15 protein-coding genes are annotated in these 15,965 nt (G+C 71.2%); 10 read left to right on the top strand and 5 right to left on the bottom strand.

Annotation, left to right across the window (positions count from 1 at the left end; translation table 11 throughout):
- Nucleotides 1-338 precede the first annotated feature (338 nt).
- The 7 genes from E1202_RS13700 (at nucleotide 339) to E1202_RS13670 (ending at nucleotide 7,990) form a co-directional block, all read left to right on the top strand.
- Complete coding sequence (locus E1202_RS13700) at nucleotides 339-1,568, top strand: sarcosine oxidase subunit beta family protein (protein WP_132683429.1); 1,230 nt, start codon at nucleotides 339-341, stop codon at nucleotides 1,566-1,568.
- Nucleotides 1,569-1,780: 212 nt separating this feature from the next.
- Entirely contained in the window at nucleotides 1,781-2,044 is a 264-nt protein-coding gene (locus E1202_RS13695; protein ID WP_132683428.1) for a sarcosine oxidase subunit delta, read from the top strand.
- Nucleotides 2,041-4,857: a sarcosine oxidase subunit alpha family protein gene (locus tag E1202_RS13690; RefSeq protein WP_132683427.1), complete on the top strand. Its 2,817-nt coding sequence runs from the start codon at nucleotides 2,041-2,043 to the stop codon at nucleotides 4,855-4,857. The genes E1202_RS13695 and E1202_RS13690 overlap by 4 nt, the downstream gene beginning before the upstream one ends.
- Nucleotides 4,850-5,443 carry a sarcosine oxidase subunit gamma gene (locus E1202_RS13685; protein WP_132683426.1) on the top strand — a complete coding sequence of 198 codons (594 nt, stop codon included), beginning with the start codon at nucleotides 4,850-4,852 and terminating at the stop codon, nucleotides 5,441-5,443. The genes E1202_RS13690 and E1202_RS13685 overlap by 8 nt, the downstream gene beginning before the upstream one ends.
- Before the next feature lie 14 nt (nucleotides 5,444-5,457).
- A complete protein-coding gene (locus E1202_RS13680; RefSeq protein ID WP_132683425.1) occupies nucleotides 5,458-6,543 on the top strand; it encodes an S-(hydroxymethyl)mycothiol dehydrogenase in 1,086 nt (361 codons plus the stop codon).
- On the top strand, nucleotides 6,540-7,163 hold the full coding sequence (locus E1202_RS13675) for an MBL fold metallo-hydrolase (RefSeq protein WP_132683424.1): 624 nt from the start codon (nucleotides 6,540-6,542) through the stop codon (nucleotides 7,161-7,163). The genes E1202_RS13680 and E1202_RS13675 overlap by 4 nt, the downstream gene beginning before the upstream one ends.
- Entirely contained in the window at nucleotides 7,160-7,990 is an 831-nt protein-coding gene (locus tag E1202_RS13670; protein ID WP_235878287.1) for a methylenetetrahydrofolate reductase, read from the top strand. Before E1202_RS13675 ends, E1202_RS13670 begins: the two co-directional genes overlap by 4 nt.
- On the opposite strand, the gene E1202_RS13665 is transcribed toward E1202_RS13670, so the two are convergent.
- Nucleotides 7,987-9,189 carry a hypothetical protein gene (locus E1202_RS13665; RefSeq protein WP_235878286.1) on the bottom strand — a complete coding sequence of 401 codons (1,203 nt, stop codon included), beginning with the start codon at nucleotides 9,187-9,189 and terminating at the stop codon, nucleotides 7,987-7,989. The genes E1202_RS13670 and E1202_RS13665 overlap by 4 nt on opposite strands.
- A gap of 96 nt (nucleotides 9,190-9,285) precedes the next feature.
- Nucleotides 9,286-10,254, bottom strand: coding sequence for a prolyl aminopeptidase (gene pip / locus E1202_RS13660; protein ID WP_132683423.1), 969 nt, complete (start codon nucleotides 10,252-10,254; stop codon nucleotides 9,286-9,288).
- A 202-nt stretch (nucleotides 10,255-10,456) separates the two neighbouring features.
- On the opposite strand from pip, the gene E1202_RS13655 reads away from it, so the two are divergent.
- Entirely contained in the window at nucleotides 10,457-11,107 is a 651-nt protein-coding gene (locus tag E1202_RS13655) for a 2-phosphosulfolactate phosphatase (RefSeq protein ID WP_235878284.1), read from the top strand.
- Between the two features lie 46 nt (nucleotides 11,108-11,153).
- On the opposite strand, the gene E1202_RS13650 is transcribed toward E1202_RS13655, so the two are convergent.
- The 3 genes from E1202_RS13650 to E1202_RS13640 all read right to left on the bottom strand — a co-directional run bounded on the left by E1202_RS13650 (nucleotide 11,154) and on the right by E1202_RS13640 (nucleotide 14,647).
- A complete protein-coding gene (locus E1202_RS13650; protein ID WP_132683422.1) occupies nucleotides 11,154-12,203 on the bottom strand; it encodes a CobW family GTP-binding protein in 1,050 nt (349 codons plus the stop codon).
- A 53-nt stretch (nucleotides 12,204-12,256) separates the two neighbouring features.
- A complete protein-coding gene (locus tag E1202_RS13645; protein WP_132683421.1) occupies nucleotides 12,257-12,718 on the bottom strand; it encodes a nuclear transport factor 2 family protein in 462 nt (153 codons plus the stop codon).
- 198 nt (nucleotides 12,719-12,916) lie between these two features.
- Nucleotides 12,917-14,647, bottom strand: coding sequence for a linalool dehydratase/isomerase domain-containing protein (locus tag E1202_RS13640; RefSeq protein ID WP_235878291.1), 1,731 nt, complete (start codon nucleotides 14,645-14,647; stop codon nucleotides 12,917-12,919).
- A 568-nt stretch (nucleotides 14,648-15,215) separates the two neighbouring features.
- Between E1202_RS13640 and E1202_RS13635 the strand changes: the two genes are divergently transcribed.
- Together E1202_RS13635 and E1202_RS13630 are read left to right on the top strand one after the other, a co-directional pair.
- The gene (locus tag E1202_RS13635) at nucleotides 15,216-15,524 is read left to right on the top strand and encodes a hypothetical protein (protein WP_132683419.1); all 309 of its coding nucleotides are present in this window, start codon (nucleotides 15,216-15,218) and stop codon (nucleotides 15,522-15,524) included.
- The gene (locus E1202_RS13630; protein WP_132683418.1) at nucleotides 15,521-15,919 is read left to right on the top strand and encodes an alpha-L-arabinofuranosidase C-terminal domain-containing protein; all 399 of its coding nucleotides are present in this window, start codon (nucleotides 15,521-15,523) and stop codon (nucleotides 15,917-15,919) included. Before E1202_RS13635 ends, E1202_RS13630 begins: the two co-directional genes overlap by 4 nt.
- Nucleotides 15,920-15,965: the final 46 nt, after the last annotated feature.

The following is a 15,965-nucleotide window of genomic DNA, read 5'->3' as shown; positions in this document are numbered from 1 at the left end:
CGGCACCGAGTGGAGCCGCGCGGAGATGATCGACGCCCTCTGAACGAGGACTGATATATCAACTGCACATCAAAATAGGCGTCTCCGGTTTCGCGGTCAACACGCGCAGCCGAAATTCCACCGACGGGCACGATCCACTCCACGCGCGCCCACCCGTCCGGGCGCCCTCACCGGCGCCAACGCCTCGAAGGCCGCCGCGATCTCGACCCGTCCGGACTTCAGCCCTTGACCTAACGGCACGCGCTGCTACCTTTGGTATCCATCTGATATGTCAGTTGTCCATAAGTGCCTCTCCCCTGTCGAGCACCCGCTCACCGCACATCGAACGGAGGGCTCTCATGCCGCGCACTCCCGGCGCCGACCTGCCTGAGCACCCGGACTGGCTCTGGGGCCCCGCCGACCCGAAACCGTCCTACGACGTGGTGATCGTGGGCGGCGGCGGCCACGGCCTGGCCACCGCCTACTACCTCGCCGTCAACCACGGCATCACCAACATCGCCGTGCTCGAGAGCGGTTGGCTCGCAGGCGGGAACATGGCCCGCAACACCACGATCATCCGCTCCAACTACCTCTGGGACGAAAGCGCCGGGCTCTACGAGCACGCGCTGAAGCTCTGGGAAGGGCTGGAGGAGGAGCTGGACTACCCGCTGCTGTTCTCCCAGCGCGGCGTGCTCAACCTCGCCCACTCCCTGCAGGAGGTCCGCGACAGCGTCCGCCGGGTGGGGGCGAACCGGCTCAACGGCATCGACGCCGAGTGGCTCGACCCCCAGCAGGTGGCCGAGATCTGCCCGATCCTCAACACCTCACCGGACCTGCGCTACCCGGTCATGGGCGCGACCTGGCAGCCCCGCGCGGGCATCGCCAAGCACGACCACGTCGCCTGGGGCTTCGCCCGCGCCCTGGACCGGATGGGCGTGGACCTGGTGCAGAACTGCCAGGTCACCGGATTCGACCGGGTGGGCGACAAGATCGTGGGCGTGCGCACCACGCGCGGCGACATCGCCACCGGCAAGGTCGCGCTGGCCGCCGCCGGGCACACCTCGGTGCTCGCCGACGAGCTCGGGCTTGCGCTGCCGCTGCAGAGCCACCCGCTGCAAGCACTGGTCTCCGAACTGCTCGAACCCGTGCACCCGACGGTGGTCATGTCCAACGCCGTGCACGTCTACGTCAGCCAGGCGCACAAGGGAGAGCTCGTCCTCGGCGCCGGCATCGACGCCTACAACTCCTACGGGCAGCGCGGATCGTTCCACACCATCGAGCGCGAGCTGACCGCCGCGGTCGAGCTGTTCCCGATGTTCGCCCGCGCGCACGTGCTGCGCACCTGGGCGGGCGTGGTGGACGTGACCCCGGACGCCTCGGCGATCATGGGCCTGACCCCGTTCGAGGGCCTGTACATCAACTGCGGTTGGGGCACAGGAGGTTTCAAGGCGACACCCGGCGTCGGCTGGTGCTACGCCCACACCATCGCCCACGACGAACCCCACCCGCTCAACGCCCCGTTCAGCCTGGACCGGTTCACCACAGGCGCGCTGGTAGACGAACACGGCGCCGCCGGCGTGGCGCACTAGTCCTTCCGAAAGTGGCATAGCCACTTCCTCTTTCAGGTGAGCGCCATGCAACTTGCACCGCCGGGGGTTCTGAGCGGCTTCGCGGTGAGTACGCCGGGACGCCGCGTACTCGAATGCTCAAGGAGCGGCGCACGGAGTCCACGGAGCCGCTCAGGTTCCCCCACCCGCACCCCCGAGCAGCTCAACCCCGCACATCCCACAAGGAGGCTCCCATGATGCTGATTCCCTGCCCGTGGTGCGGGCCGCGCAACGAGACCGAGTTCCACTACGGCGGACAGGCCGACGTGTCCTACCCCGCCGATCCGCAGGCCGTGTCCGATGTGGACTGGGCGCGATTCCTGTTCTACCGCGCCAATCCGAAGGGCGCCTTCGCCGAGCGGTGGAACCACCAGGCGGGCTGCCGGCGCTGGTTCACCCTGCGCCGCGACACCAGGACCAACGAGATCCTCCACGACGACGGGGCGGTGACGAGGTGAGCAACGAGTTCAGGCTGGCCGAAGGCGGTCGGATCGACCGGGATCGCGCTCTGCGATTCCGGTTCGACGGGCGGGAGTACGAGGGCTTCGAAGGCGACACCCTCGCCTCGGCGCTGCTGGCCAACGGGGTCCACCAGGTCACCACCAGCATCAAGCACGGGCGCCCGCGCGGGATCATGGCCGCCGGCCCCGAGGAACCGAACGCGCTGGTGCAGATCGACGAGCCGTTCCCGGAACCCATGCTCACCGCGACCACCGTCGAACTGCGCGACGGCCTGGCCGCCACCGGGCTGCCCGGCCAGGGACGGCTGGCGACCGAACCCGACCCGGCCCGCTACGAGACGACGCACGCGCACTGCGACGTCCTCGTGGTCGGCGCCGGACCCGCCGGCCTCGCGGCGGCGCTGAGCGCCGCGCGCAGCGGAGCCCGCGTGATCATCGCCGATGCGGGCACCGAGTTCGGCGGCCAGCTGCTGGGCAGCGGTGAGCAGCTGTCGGGCAGGCCCGCCGACACCTGGGTCCAGCGGGTCGTGGCCGAGCTCGACGCCTCCCCAGAGGTGACCGCGCTGCCGCGCACGACCGTGTTCGGCCACTACGACCACAACTACCTCGTGGCCGTCGAGCACCACGGCGAGGACTCCTTCGTCCGGCAGCGGACCTGGCACATCCGGGCTCGCGAGGTCGTGCTGGCGACCGGTTCGCACGAGCGCCCGCTGGTGTTCCCGGGCAACGACCGCCCCGGCACGATGCTGGCCGGAGCCGCCCGCACGTACCTCCACCGCTACGGAGTGCTCCCGGGTGAGCGCGCGGTCGTGTTCACCACCAACGACAGCGCCTACGCCGCCGCGATCGACCTGCACGACGCCGGGGTCGCCATCGCCGCGGTGGTGGACGTCCGGGCGGTCGTGTCGACGGTGTGGGCCTCGCGCTGCGTGGAGCGCGGCATCCCCATCCGCAACGGCTCCGCCCTGATCGGCACCTCGGGCACCAACCGCGTGAACGGCGCGACCGTGCAGCGGCGGGGCGAGGACGCGACCGTCGAGCTGGACTGCGACCTGCTGCTGGTCTCCGGCGGCTGGAACCCGGCCGTGCACCTGCACAGCCAGTCGCGCGGAACCCTGCGCTACTCGGCGGAGATCGGTGCGTTCGTGCCGGACCGCAGCGCGCGCGGTGTGCGCTCGATCGGCGCCGCCGCAGGCATTTTCGGCACCTTCGACTGCCTGCGCACCGGTTCCGAGGCGGGCAGCGACGCGGCGCGCGAAGCCGGGTTCGACGCCGACTTCGCCGAGGTGCCCGCGGTGGCGAGCCCGCCGGTCGTCCCACCGCAGCCGACGTGGCTGCTCACCTGCGCGTGCGAGGACGATCAGTACGTGGACCTCGCGCGCGACGCCACCGTGTCCGACGTCCGCAAGGCCGTCGGCGCGGGCATGGACTCGGTCGAGCACATCAAGCGGTTCACCACCATCGGCACCGCCCACGACCAGGGCAAGACCTCCGGCATCCTGTCCTCCGGGGTGATCTCCCAGCTGCTGGGCGTCGAGCTCTCCGAGGTCGGCGCGACGACGTTCCGCCCGCCCTACACGCCGGTGGCCTTCGCCGCCCTGGCCGGCCGCGACCGGGGCGACCTCTACGACCCGGTCCGGGTCACCGCGATGCACGACTGGCACGTCGAGCAGGGCGCGCCGTTCGAGGACGTCGGCCAGTGGAAGCGGCCCTGGTACTACCCGCTGCCGGGTGAGGACATGCAGGCCGCGGTGCTGCGCGAGTGCGACGCGGTGCGCACCGGCGTGGGCATGCAGGACGTCTCCACGCTCGGCAAGATCGACGTGCAGGGACCGGACGCCGCCGAGTTCCTCGACCTCGTCTACACCAACAAGATGAGCACCCTGAAGGTCGGCCGCATCCGGTACGGGCTGATGTGCACCGCCGACGGCATGGTCTTCGACGACGGCACGGTCATGCGCACCGGCGAGCACCGCTACCTCATCTCGACCACCTCCGGTGGTGCCGCCGGAGTGCTGGAGTGGCTGGAGGACTGGCTGCAGACCGAGTGGCCGCACCTGCGCGTGCACCTGACCTCGGTCACCGAGCAGTGGGCCACCATCGCCTTGGCCGGCCCCCGCTCCCGCGACGTGCTGGCCGCGGTGTCCTCCGGCCTCGAGCTCGACAACGAGTCCTTCCCGTTCATGGCCTGGCAGGACGGCCTCGTCGCGGGCCGCCAGGCGCGGGTGTGCCGGATCAGCTTCTCCGGCGAGCTCGCCTTCGAGATCAACGTGCCCCGCTGGTACGGCCGCGAGGTGTGGGAGGTGCTGCACGACGCCGGAATCCCGTTCGGCATCACCCCGTACGGCACCGAGACGATGCACGTGCTGCGCGCGGAGAAGGGCTTCCCCATCGTCGGCCAGGACACCGACGGCACGGTCACCCCGCACGACCTCGGGATGAGCTGGGCGGTGTCGAAGAAGAAGGACGACTTCCTCGGCATGCGCTCCTTCACCAGGGAAGACACCACCCGCTCCGACCGCAAGCACCTCGTCGGGCTGCTCACGCCCGCCGACTCCCCCGTCGTCCCGGAGGGATCGCAGCTGGTGGCCACCGGTGAGCTGCCCGAACCGCCGGTGCCGATGCTGGGGCACGTCACCTCCAGCTATCGCAGCGCGGCCCTGGGCCGCCCGTTCGCGCTCGCGCTGGTCGCCGGCGGTCGCGACCGCATCGGGCAGACGATCTACAGCCACGTGGGCGACCAGCTGGTGCCCGTGGAGATCACCGAACCGGTCTTCTACGACAAGGAAGGAGCCCGCCGCGATGGCTGAGCCCTACGGCGAATCCCCGCTGGCCTCGCACGCCGACGTGCTGACCGATGCCTCCGTCCCCGGATCTCTGCACCTGTCCGAGGTGTCCTTCACCGCGCAGGTCACGCTGCGCGTCGACCCGAAGAGCCCTGCCGCGGAACGCATCGGCACCGCGCTCGGCACCATGCTGCCCAACCAGTCCGGGCAGGTGTCGCGCACCGAACGGCTGCTCGTCGCCTGGCTCGGACCGGACGAATGGCTGCTGGTCGGCCCGGAAGGAGAGGCCGACCGGATCCAGGCGACGGTGGCCGAGGCGCTCGGCGACGAGCACGGCGCCGTCGTGGACGTCTCGGCGCACCGCACCATCATCGAAGTCGCCGGACCGAAGGCCCCCGAGCTGCTGGCCAAGGGCTGCGCGCTGGACCTGCACCGGCGCGCCTTCGGTGCCGACCGCTGCGCGCAAACCCTGCTGGCGCGCACCGGCGTGGTGCTGCTGTGCCGCGACGCCGAACCGCCGAACTACTGGATCTTCGTGCGCGCCTCGTTCGCGCGCTACCTCGCCGACTGGCTCCGCGACGCAGCGGCCGAATACCACCAGAACCGTTGAACAGGAGCGTTGACGTGACCGAAGCCCGTGCAGTCGTGTCCACCGGGAAGGGCAAGCCGGTCGAGGTCACCACCATCCACGTGCCCGACCCGGGCCCGGGCGAAGCGGTGATCCGGGTGCAGGCGTGCGGTGTCTGCCACACCGACCTGCACTACCGCGAGGGCGGCATCAGCGACGACTACCCGTTCCTGCTCGGCCACGAGGTGGCCGGGGTCGTCGACTCCGTCGGGGACGGGGTGCACAACGTCGAACCGGGCGACTTCGTCGTGCTGAACTGGCGGGCGGTGTGCGGGAACTGCCGCGCCTGCAAGCGCGGTCGCCCGCAGTACTGCTTCGCCACCCACAACGCCGCCCAGCCGATGACGCTGGCCGACGGCACACCGCTCTCGCCGGCGTTGGGCATCGGCGGTTTCGCCGAGCGCACGCTCGTCCACTCCGGACAGTGCACGAAGGTGGCCCCGGCGGCGCGCCCGGCGGTGGCCGGGTTGTTGGGCTGCGGTGTGATGGCCGGGATCGGCGCCGCGGTCAACACCGGCCAGGTCGGTCCGGGCGATTCGGTGGCCGTCATCGGCTGCGGCGGCGTCGGAGACGGAGCCATCGCCGGGGCGGCCATGGCCGGTGCGCGGCGGATCATCGCGGTCGACAAGGACCCCGAGAAGCTGGAGTGGGCGCGGGGATTCGGTGCCACGCACACCGTCAACGCCTCCGAGTCCGACACCGTGGAGGCGATCCGCGAGCTCACCGGTGGTCACGGAGCGGATGTGGTCGTGGACGCGGTGGGAGTGCCCGCGACCTACGAGCAGGCGTTCTACGCCCGCGACCTGGCGGGCACGGCCGTGCTGGTCGGCGTGCCGGACCCCTCGATGCGGCTGGACCTGCCGCTGCTGGACGTCTTCGCCCGCGGCGGGGCGCTGAAGTCCAGCTGGTACGGTGACTGCCTCCCCGAACGGGACTTCCCGATGCTCACCGAGCTCCACCTGCAGGGCCGGCTGCCGCTCGAGAAGTTCGTCAGCGAGGAGATCTCCCTTGATGATGTCGAAGCGGCCTTCGCGAAGATGGGCCGCGGCGAAGTGCTGCGTTCGGTGGTGACGTTCCCATGAGCATCCGGCTCGACCACGCCACCGTCGAGGGGAAGTTCTCCCTCGACGGCGAGGTCCACGAAGTCGAGAACAACCTGTGGGTCGTGGGCGACGACCACCAGTGCCTCGTCATCGACGCACCGCACGACGTCGACGCCGTCCTCGAACTCGTCGCGGGCCGCGAAGTGGTCGCGGTGCTGGCCACCCACGCCCACGACGACCACGTGCGGGTGGCCCCACAGCTGGCCGACGCCGTCGGCGCTCCGCTGTACCTGCACCCGATGGACCGGCCGGTGTGGGAGCTGACCCACCCGGACCGGGCACCGGACGGGTGTCTGGTGGACCGCCAGACGTTCCACATCGGACGGTTGAGCCTGCAGGTCGTCCACACCCCCGGCCACACCCCGGGATCGGTGTGCTTCTACTGCCCGGACCTGGCGACCGTGTTCACCGGCGACACCCTGTTCGCCGGTGGGCCGGGCGCGACCGGGCGCTCGTTCTCCGACCGCGACGCGATCATCGACTCGATCCGGAACCGGCTGCTGCCGCTGCCCGCGCGGACCAGGGTCCGTCCCGGGCACGGCCCGGGCACCACGATCGGCGAGGTCGTGGCGCAGTTCGACGAGTGGGTGTCCCGGTGAGCGCGGTGCCGGCCTCCGCGCTGCGCAACGCCTCCTACGAGGTGCTGCCCTTCGCCAGCACCGAGGAGAAGGTCCTCGCCCACGTGCCCCGGGACGTGGTGCTGACCGTCACCACCACCGAGGCGCGGGGGCTGGAGCCGACGGTCGACCTGGCCGTCCGGCTCGGCAAGAACGGCTACGCCGCCGCCCCGCACCTGGCCGCACGGCTGGTGCGCGACCGCGCCGAACTGGACGAGATCGCCGCGCGGCTGCTGGAGTCGGGGGTGGACCGCCTGTTCGTCGTCGGCGGTGACGCCGCCGAGCCCGCCGGCGAGTTCCCCGACGCCGAGAGCCTGCTGATCGCGCTCGCCGAGGGCGGGCACGACTTCTCCCACATCGGCATCGCCGGATACCCGGAGGGGCACGGCACGATCCCGGACTCGGTGATCTCCGAAGCGTTGCGGCGCAAGACCGTTCACGCCAACGAGATCGTCACGCAGCTGTGCTTCAACCCCGCGACCACCATCGGCTGGGCCGGGCGGCTGCACGACTCCGGCATCACCACGCCGGTCCGGGTGGGCATTCCGGGAAGCGTGAACCGGCAGAAGCTGATCCGGGTCTCGGCGGGTCTCGGCCTCGGCCAGTCCGCGCGGTTCCTGGCCAAGCAGTCGGCGATGTTCTGGCGCTTCTTCCTGCCCAGCGGCTACCGGCCGGACAAGCTGGTCACCGGCCTCACCGACCAGATCACCTCACCGGGCAACGCCATCAGCGGGTTCCACCTGTTCACCTTCAACGACCTGGCCGGAACCGAGCGCTGGCGGCAGGCCCGGCTCGCCGAGCTGGCCTAGCGCTCCTGCTCGCGGCGGCGCTGCTCCTCGCGGTAGCCGTAGGCGGCCTGGCGCACCGCCTGGTCGGATTCGAGGCTGGAGCCCAGGGCTCCGGCGACCACTCCCATGGTGGTGAATCCCCAGGCCAGCGCCAGGTAGCGGGTGAAATCGGCGGGGTGGCCGAGGCTGCTGGCGAGCAGGTTCGGTGGCACCAGGAACAGCGCCACCACCAAGTTGACCACGAAGAGCCCGACGTACATCACGCCGATCCCGATGGTCAGCGTCGCCACCGTGGAGGTGTTGTAGAGCAGCACCTGATCGCGGTCGTTCTCGCTGTTGCCGCGCCGCTCCTCCCACAAACCGTGCGCGAGGATCATCCAGCCGACCAGCAGCGCCACCGACAGCACCGCGGCGATGACCTGCCGGAACGCTCCGAGCTGATCGCCGATCTGCCAGATCGTGCTGGACGACAGGCCGAAGGCGCTGGTGGCCACCGCGGCGGCCAGCGCGCTGCGCAACCCGAAGACCAGCTGCGCGGGCTCGTTGGAGCGCACCATGCCGCTGAGCAGCCGCAACCGGCCGCGCCTGCGGGTCGTGGTGTAGCGGACGTCCGCCTCGTGCTCGCCGTCGTGCTCCTGGCGCTGCACGGGCGCCAGGATCCGGGCGAACTTGCTGTCCAGGCCGTAGCGGTTCTCGCCACCGCCGTCGCGGCCGGTGAGCTCGTCGACCATCTGCAGCATGACCTGCTTGGACCGGCGGTACACCTGGGTGCCGCCCAGCGCGGGCAACGACACCACGGCCACGTCGCGGTCGCGATCGGCTTCTGCCACCACCGGGCGGCCGTTGGCGCGCACCGGGAGGTCGGTCAGGCAGATCGCGAGGTCCCAGTGGTGGTGGTCCATCCGCTCGCGCGTGGAGGCCAGGATGTCGCGGGTGTTGTGCCTGCCCGCGGTCACCGGGTCGACGTCGACCTCGACGGCCCACGACAGCTCCTCGTCGCTGAGCAGTTCGGGCAGGTCGCGGGCGAGCCGCCGGGTGACGCGCTCGGGCATGTCCGGGTCGGCCACCAGCCCGAGGCGTCGGTCGGGAGTCTCCGACTCCGGCTCACCGCGTTCAGCGAGCTGTTCGGCCTCCTGCTGGTCCTCGGAGCTCTCGTCGTGCTCTTCCCCGCCCGGGTCGCCGGCTTCACCGGAGGCCTGACCCCGGTCCTGCTCGGCCATGCTCGGTCCCCTCTCGGTGTTCGTCGCGTCTGGTGCGTCGCGCCCGACCGGTGCGCACGTCGGCGCGGGTCCGCTCGAACGACGGCAGTCGCGACGTTACAGATCGCCTGCACCGCTCGCAGGGGTGCCCCTCTGGGGGCGGAAGTGGTCGGTGGCACGCACGACGGCCTCGGCCAAACCGCCTGCGGCGCGGTGACCGGCGTCCACGAGCTCCAGTTCGGCTCCCGGCCAGGCGGCTTCGAGCTGCCACGGGGTGCCCAGCAGGTTGCCCAGGTCCAGCACGCCTTGGAGGAGCTTCGCCGGAATGCCCGCCAGAGCGCCGGTTCCGCTCAGGATCTGCTCGTCGGCCAGCCAGGAGCCGTGCCGCCAGAAGTGGGTGACCACCCGCGCGAACCCCAGGGCGAAGCCCGGGTCGTCGAACATCGGGTTCGGCGCGGAGTCCGGGACCAGCGCCTCCTCCCAAGCCGACCAGTCCCGCGCCGCTGCGCGGTGCACGGCGGGGGCGGGATCCATCAGCAGCCGGTGGTAGGCGTCGGCGAGGTCGCCGTCGCGGTCGGATTCGGGCACGCCGTCGCGGAAGCGTTCCCACGCCTGCGGGAAGATCGCGCCGAGTCCGCGCGTGAGCAGGTCGGTTTCGGCGCGCCGTCCGGTGGCCAGACCGCAGAGCACCATCTCCGACACCCGGTCCGGATGCCGCTGGGCGTACGCCAGCGCCAGCACGCACCCCCACGACCCGCCCTGCAGGAGCCAGCGGTCGACGCCCAGGTGCTCGCGCAGCCGTTCCACATCGGCGATCAGGTTCTCGGTGGTGTTCGCCGACAGGTCGGCGCCGGGCTCGGCGGCGTGCGGTGTGCTGCGCCCCGACATGCGCTGGTCGAACAGCACGATGCGGTAGGCCGAGGGGTCGAAGAACCGGCGCATCCCGGGGGTGCAGCCGGAGCCGGGACCGCCGTGCAGCACCAGCGCAGGCTTGCCCTCCGGGTTTCCGCAGACCTCCCAGTGCACGCGGTGCCCGTCGCCGACGTCCAACATCCCAGAGTCGTACGGCTCGATCACCGGGTACACGTCATCTCCTCTCGCAGCATCCCCCGAGCCTGCCACTGCACTAGCTTCACCGGGATGACAACGACGCACTGGGCCCAACAACCCTCCTGCGGTGTGCGGTTCGAGTGGGGGCCTTCGGGAGCGAGCGCGCTGGCTTCGGGGTGCCGGGTGATCGTGGACGTGCTCGTTCACGACGTCGGTCACCGTTGCCGCCGAGCGCGGGATGCACGTCTTCCCCTACCGGTGGCGGGACGGCACGGCGGTCGCGTTCGCCGCGTCCCACGACGCGCGGCTGGCGGTGGGGCGCAGCGAGGTGAGCGCCGAGTCGCCCTGGTCGTTGTCGCCCGCAGCGCTGCGCCGCGCGCCTTCCACCGACCGGTTGGTGCTGCCCTCGCCCAACGGTTCGACCATCGCCGTCGTGGCCGCCGACGACGTCCCGGTCGTCAGCGGATGCCTGCGGAACGCGACCGCGACCGCCTGCGTCCTGTCGGCGCACGGGTGGGGCACCGTCGACCGCCCGGTGAGCGTGATCGCCGCGGGCGAGCGCTGGCCGGACGGGAGCCTCCGCCCGGCCTTGGAGGACCTGCTCGGCGCCGGAGCCGTCATCGCCGCGCTGCACGAGCGAGGCTGCGGGCACCTCTCCCCTGAAGCCGCAGCGGCGCGCGCCGCCTACGCGGCGACCACCGATGTCCCGGCGACCCTGGCGAACTGCGCCTCGGGCCGGGAGCTCAGCGCCATCGGGTACCTCGAAGACGTGGAGATCGCCGCAGAACTCGACACCACCGACGCGGTCCCCATCCTCACCCGCGACGGGACCGGCGACGACCGGAGCCGGTGGTTCGCAGCAGGTGGGTTTGGTTCGTGCTGGCCGTGATCGATGTCCGCTTCGCCCGGTCGGTTCGGGCCCGGACTGCCTGGGCTCAGTCGTCCAGGTGGCGGGTGAGGTTGAGGATGCCGAGCTCGTCGATGGTGTCGGGGTCCGGGTCGACGCAGGACTGGAGTCGGCGGGTGAGGTCCTCGGTGTCGAGGTCGGTGCCGATGAGGACGAGGCTGGTTTCCCGCGGCCCCTTCCACCTGGTCTTCTCGAACGCGGCGTAGACGCCGACGGTGTGGAGCATGAAGCGGCGGTTCTCGCCGGACGGGCCGAAGTCGATGGGACCCTTGATGCGGTAGACGCCCCGGCTGCGCTCGTTGAGGAACCGCAGGAACGCCGAGGGGTTCAGCGGACGGTCGGAGATGAACTCCATCGACTCGTAGGCCGCGTGCATGTGCTGGTCGTGGTCGTGATCGTGCTCCTCCAGGTCGGCGAAGGACAGCTGCCTCGCCCCGAAGTCGCGCTCCTCGACGTCGTCGAAGAGGATGCCCGGCGAGATCCGGCCCCGCTCAGCGGGCAGCACGGCACCGTCGGCGATCTCGCGGACCGCGGCGATCACCCGGTCCCGGTCGGCCTCGCCGGCGCGGTCGATCTTGTTGACGACCACCAGGTCGGCGAGCCGCACATGATCGTCGAGCTCCGGGTGCCGGGCCCGCGTGTCGTCGAACTCGGCGGCGTCGACGACCTCCACCAGCCCGCCGAACTCGATGTGCGGGTTCTGCGAGGACAGCACCATCCGAACCAGCTGGCGCGGTTCGGCGATGCCGCTCGCCTCGATCACGATGACGTCCAGCGGAGCGCCCGGGTAGGCCAGCCGCTCCAGCATCGGGTCCACGCCGTCGGCGTCGACCGCGCAGCACAGGCAGCCGTTCTCCATCGACATCGCGATGTCGACCTGCCCGGCGACGTTCATGGCATCGATGTTGATGCTGCCGAAGTCGTTGACCAGCACGCCGATCCGGCGTCCGTCGTCGTTGCGCAGCAGGTGGTTCAGCAGGGTCGTCTTGCCCGAGCCCAAGTAGCCCGCCAGCACGACCACCGGAATCCGCGCCGTCACAGCTCCCCCACGTTCATCCACTCGCTCACCGGCGGTCATCCTCGCACGCCACCGACCACCGGCCGCGAAGGCCCTGACCAGGGACTCCCGCCCTAGCGGAGCGGGATGTCGAGACCGCGTTCCGCCTCCGGGCGGGGACCGCGGATGCGGCGATCGGCCTCGTCGATGGCGACGTCGTTGATGCTGGCCTCGCGGCGCCGCATGAGGCCGTGCTCGTCGAACTCCCAGAGCTCGTTGCCGTAGCTTCGCCACCACTGACCGCCGGCGTCGTGGCACTCGTACTGGAAGCGGACCGCGATGCGGTTCTCCCCGAAGCTCCAGAGGCTCTTGCGCAGCGCGTAGTCGAGCTCGCGGTCCCACTTGCGGGTCAGGAAGGCGACGATCTCCTCCCTGCCGCTGAGGAACACGTCTCGGTTCCGCCACTGCGAATCGGGCGTGTAGGCCAGCGCCACGCGCTGCGGATCGCGCGTGTTCCAGGCGTCCTCGGCCGCCTGGACCTTCTGCAGCGCGGTCTCGCGGGTGAACGGCGGGTAGGGCGGGCGACCTTCCGGCACGGCGACCTCCTGAAGACGGGGAACCCCATTCTCGCCCCGGCCGCGGAGGACGTGGAGCGGACACGCCCGCGGGTCAGCCGCGCGTGAGGCGGAGGTGATGGCGGGGCCGGAGGTCGACCTCGACCACCGCCCTGCCCGTCGCGTCCGCGGTGACGACCCGCGTGGTGGCGCCGTCGACGGTGTAGGTGCGGTGCGGGATCAGCTGGTCGAAGCCCAGCCGGTGACGGCGCGGAGCCCCCTCGGTGCCGCGGAGGACCGCGTCGTGGGACCGGCCGTCGGTGGTCGCGGTGACGACCGCGACGTCCGGCCAGGGCGCTTCGGTGAGGCGGGGGCCGGTGTGGCGGGACGGGGTGAGCAGCATGTCCCGCCAGGTGCGTTCGTCGGTGACCGCGCCCAGGCCGAGGATCCCGTTGGCGTGCACCGACGCGTCGAACATCCGGAAGTCCGCGGGCGGGTTCTCCAGGTTCCGCGCGGCGTCGCGCAGCCTGCGGTACCAGGGCGCGCTGCGAGCGCGGGCGAGGAACATGCTCCAGCCCAGGGCGTTCGCGCGGTTCGCGCCCCCGCCCCAGTCCGCGTCGGTCGGTGCCGGGCTTCCGGCTCGGTCGGTTCGCGCGTAGTGGCCGGAGTTGAGCTCTTCGGCGACGAGCAGTTCCCAGGTGCGCCAGGCGAAGTCCGGGTCGAGCGGCGACAGCAGCGCTGCGATGGGCGCGGTGTTGGTGATGCCCCGAGCGGAACGGGCCGTGATGCGAACCTGCTGGCCTGCAACGTGCAGATGTCGCCGTCCGGCGCCGTGAACTCGGTGCGCAGCCGGTGCAGGAACCTCGGTGCGATCGCCTCGGCGTGGCGGGTGCCGGCGCAGGTGTCGTACATCCGCAGGCCCGCCAGGGCCACTGAGTTGCAGAACGGGAACACCAGTCCCGGCTCGCACGGCCACAGCACCAGCGGAGAGCGCTGGAAGTTGGCGCTGACCCGCTCGGCGACATCGGTGTGGCTGTAGGCGGTTTCGGTCCGGTCGTCCCAGCGGAACCGGAGCGCGCCGGGCCGGTCGAAGCTCTCGTCCCCGGTCGCCTGGCGGTACGCCGAGAGCATCAGCAGCAGGTAGCCGGAGTACATGACGTTCGCCGGTGATCCGATCGGGTCGGCGCTGTCGCGCAGCATTCCCCAGCGGTTCTCCCGCAGCCAGTACCGCCAGACCGGCTTGTCGGTCATCCGCAGGACGAGCGCTCGCAGCGCGTCGTCGCGATATCCGCAGTACGCCGGCGTGTGGGTGTGGCGCAGACTCGCCAGCATCAGGAACACCGCCCAGACGCGGTAGCGCATGGCCGGCAGGAGGTACTCGTCGCCGAACCGGCCGAAGCCGTTCCACTCGTGCGCCGGTTGCAGCGCCAGGGTTTCGGCCCACCGCGCCAGCCGCGCCCGGTCGTCCTCATCAGCGCGCTCGTCCGGGCCTGGCCGCCACTCCTCGCGCGCGACCACGTCCAGGCGGGCCTGGCGGGCATCACCGACTCGGCGCGCGGAACGCTCCCGCCGCCGCTCCCGCACCAGCAGCGCCGCCGGGACTCCGACGACCGCGAGCACCTCCGCCACCGGCACCCACTCCTGCGGCGCGTGCCCGTGCCCGTCGTGCACGGCCGCGAGGACCGCGGCCAGCAGCATCGAGGCGGCGACCACCGCCGGGAGGGTGAGGTGATCGCCCTTGGCCATGACGCGCTGCACACCCGTGAGCAGACCGGCCACGACCGCCAGCAGCACGACGAGGTGCAGCAGCACCCACGGCACGAGCTCGACGGACCAGCCCGGCGTGGGCGTCGCGTAGACGATCCCGAAGCCCGGGACGTGCCCCGCGGCTCGCGACCACACCGGGCCCCCGAGCAGGGTCGGCAGCAGCCCCAGCAGCACGAACGCACCGCCGAGCGCACCGGTCCGCACCAAGCGGCGCCGGGTGTCGCAGGCCCGGTGGCCGAGGCAGAGTGGTCCCCGCGGAAACGCGCCCCATCGCGTCGTCCTCCCCCAGGAGTTGTCCGGCGACTCGTTCGAAGAGCCGCGTTGACGCGATGCCCCGCGTGCGGCCTACTCGGTCGCATGTGCCCCGTGTGCGCGGCGATCGCGATCCCCTCACTCACGGTGATGTGGTGGCGCTGGATGCGGCACCGCCGTGCGCGTGAGGGCGAACCCGACGTTGCGCCGGTCGCCCTCCCGCGCCCGGCCAGGCTTCGCGAGAACAGCTCCTGACCTGGAACGCAGGAGCGGGCCCGCCGATGGGAGGTCGGCGAGCCGCTCCGGGCGGGAGTTCGGTTCCTGAGTTTGCGGGCCACGACGGTGAGGGCGTCGCACGCCGCCACCACGTCCGGCGAAGCGGTGTGACCCGCATGTTGACCGGATCACGATCCAGCCTCTAACTTGTTCTGCGACTCAACCCGGACACTGTCCGAAATATCGAACATTCAATCCCGGAGATGTGCGTGTCACGAACCGAACGCTGAACCGAGGAGCGAACATGGCGAGAGACGTCCCCCGTCCGTCGCGCAGGTCGAGAATGCGACCGAGAGCCGTTCCCGCCGTACGCCTCCTGCTCGCGACCGCGCTGATCGCCCCGAACGCGGCGAGCGCGCAGGACTCCGTCTACACGCTGACCGTTGACCCCAACGCCACCGGACCCATCGTCGACGACACGATGTACGGGATCTTCTACGAGGACATCAACCGCGCCGCCGACGGCGGGCTCTACGCCGAACTGGTGCAGAACCGGGCGTTCGAGTACGACCCGGCCGACAACACCGACCACGTCCCGCTGACCTCGACATGATCGGGTTCGCCAACCACTGGTCATGGGGGTCGACCAGTTACGAAACCCAGAAGCTGTTGATGAACAACGTCGGTGACCGCGTGCTGGCGAGCACGGCAACCGAGTCGCCGATGTTCCGCCAGGTCGTGACCGTCGACGACGCCACCGGCGAGCTCATCGTCAAGGTGGTCAACGCCCAGCCCGCGCCGGCCCCGACCACCGTCGAGCTGGGACGTGAGGTGGCCCCGGCCGCGCGGGTGACCAGGTCGCAGGGCGATCCGGCGGTGGTGAACACGCCCGACTCGCAACCGATCCGGCCTGCCGAGGCGACCTTCGACTGCGCCGCCGCCACCTTCACCTGCACGTTCCCGCCGAACTCCGTCACGTTCCTGCGGATTCGTCCCACCCAGCCCTGATCGCCCGGCGCCGCGGCGCCACGACTCCCACAAGGAGCACAACGAT

The organism is Saccharopolyspora karakumensis, from assembly GCF_004349225.1.
In the GTDB taxonomy this organism is placed as follows: Bacteria; Actinomycetota; Actinomycetes; order Mycobacteriales; family Pseudonocardiaceae; genus Saccharopolyspora; species Saccharopolyspora endophytica.
The sequence above is the reverse complement of the archived record's forward strand: the minus strand, read 5'-3'. Positions and strand labels throughout refer to the sequence as shown.

Excerpts from the sequence above, each read along its gene's own strand:
- E1202_RS13700 (WP_132683429.1), top strand. The coding sequence starts at position 339 with ATGCCGCGCACTCCCGGCGCCGACCTGCCTGAGCACCCGGACTGGCTC.
- E1202_RS13695 (WP_132683428.1), top strand. The coding sequence starts at position 1,781 with ATGATGCTGATTCCCTGCCCGTGGTGCGGGCCGCGCAACGAGACCGAG.
- E1202_RS13685 (WP_132683426.1), top strand. The coding sequence starts at position 4,850 with ATGGCTGAGCCCTACGGCGAATCCCCGCTGGCCTCGCACGCCGACGTG.
- E1202_RS13675 (WP_132683424.1), top strand. The coding sequence starts at position 6,540 with ATGAGCATCCGGCTCGACCACGCCACCGTCGAGGGGAAGTTCTCCCTC.
- E1202_RS13665 (WP_235878286.1), bottom strand. The coding sequence starts at position 9,189 with ATGGCCGAGCAGGACCGGGGTCAGGCCTCCGGTGAAGCCGGCGACCCG.
- E1202_RS13655 (WP_235878284.1), top strand. The coding sequence starts at position 10,457 with ATGCACGTCTTCCCCTACCGGTGGCGGGACGGCACGGCGGTCGCGTTC.
- E1202_RS13650 (WP_132683422.1), bottom strand. The coding sequence starts at position 12,203 with ATGACCGCCGGTGAGCGAGTGGATGAACGTGGGGGAGCTGTGACGGCG.
- E1202_RS13635 (WP_132683419.1), top strand. The coding sequence starts at position 15,216 with ATGGCGAGAGACGTCCCCCGTCCGTCGCGCAGGTCGAGAATGCGACCG.
- E1202_RS13630 (WP_132683418.1), top strand. The coding sequence starts at position 15,521 with ATGATCGGGTTCGCCAACCACTGGTCATGGGGGTCGACCAGTTACGAA.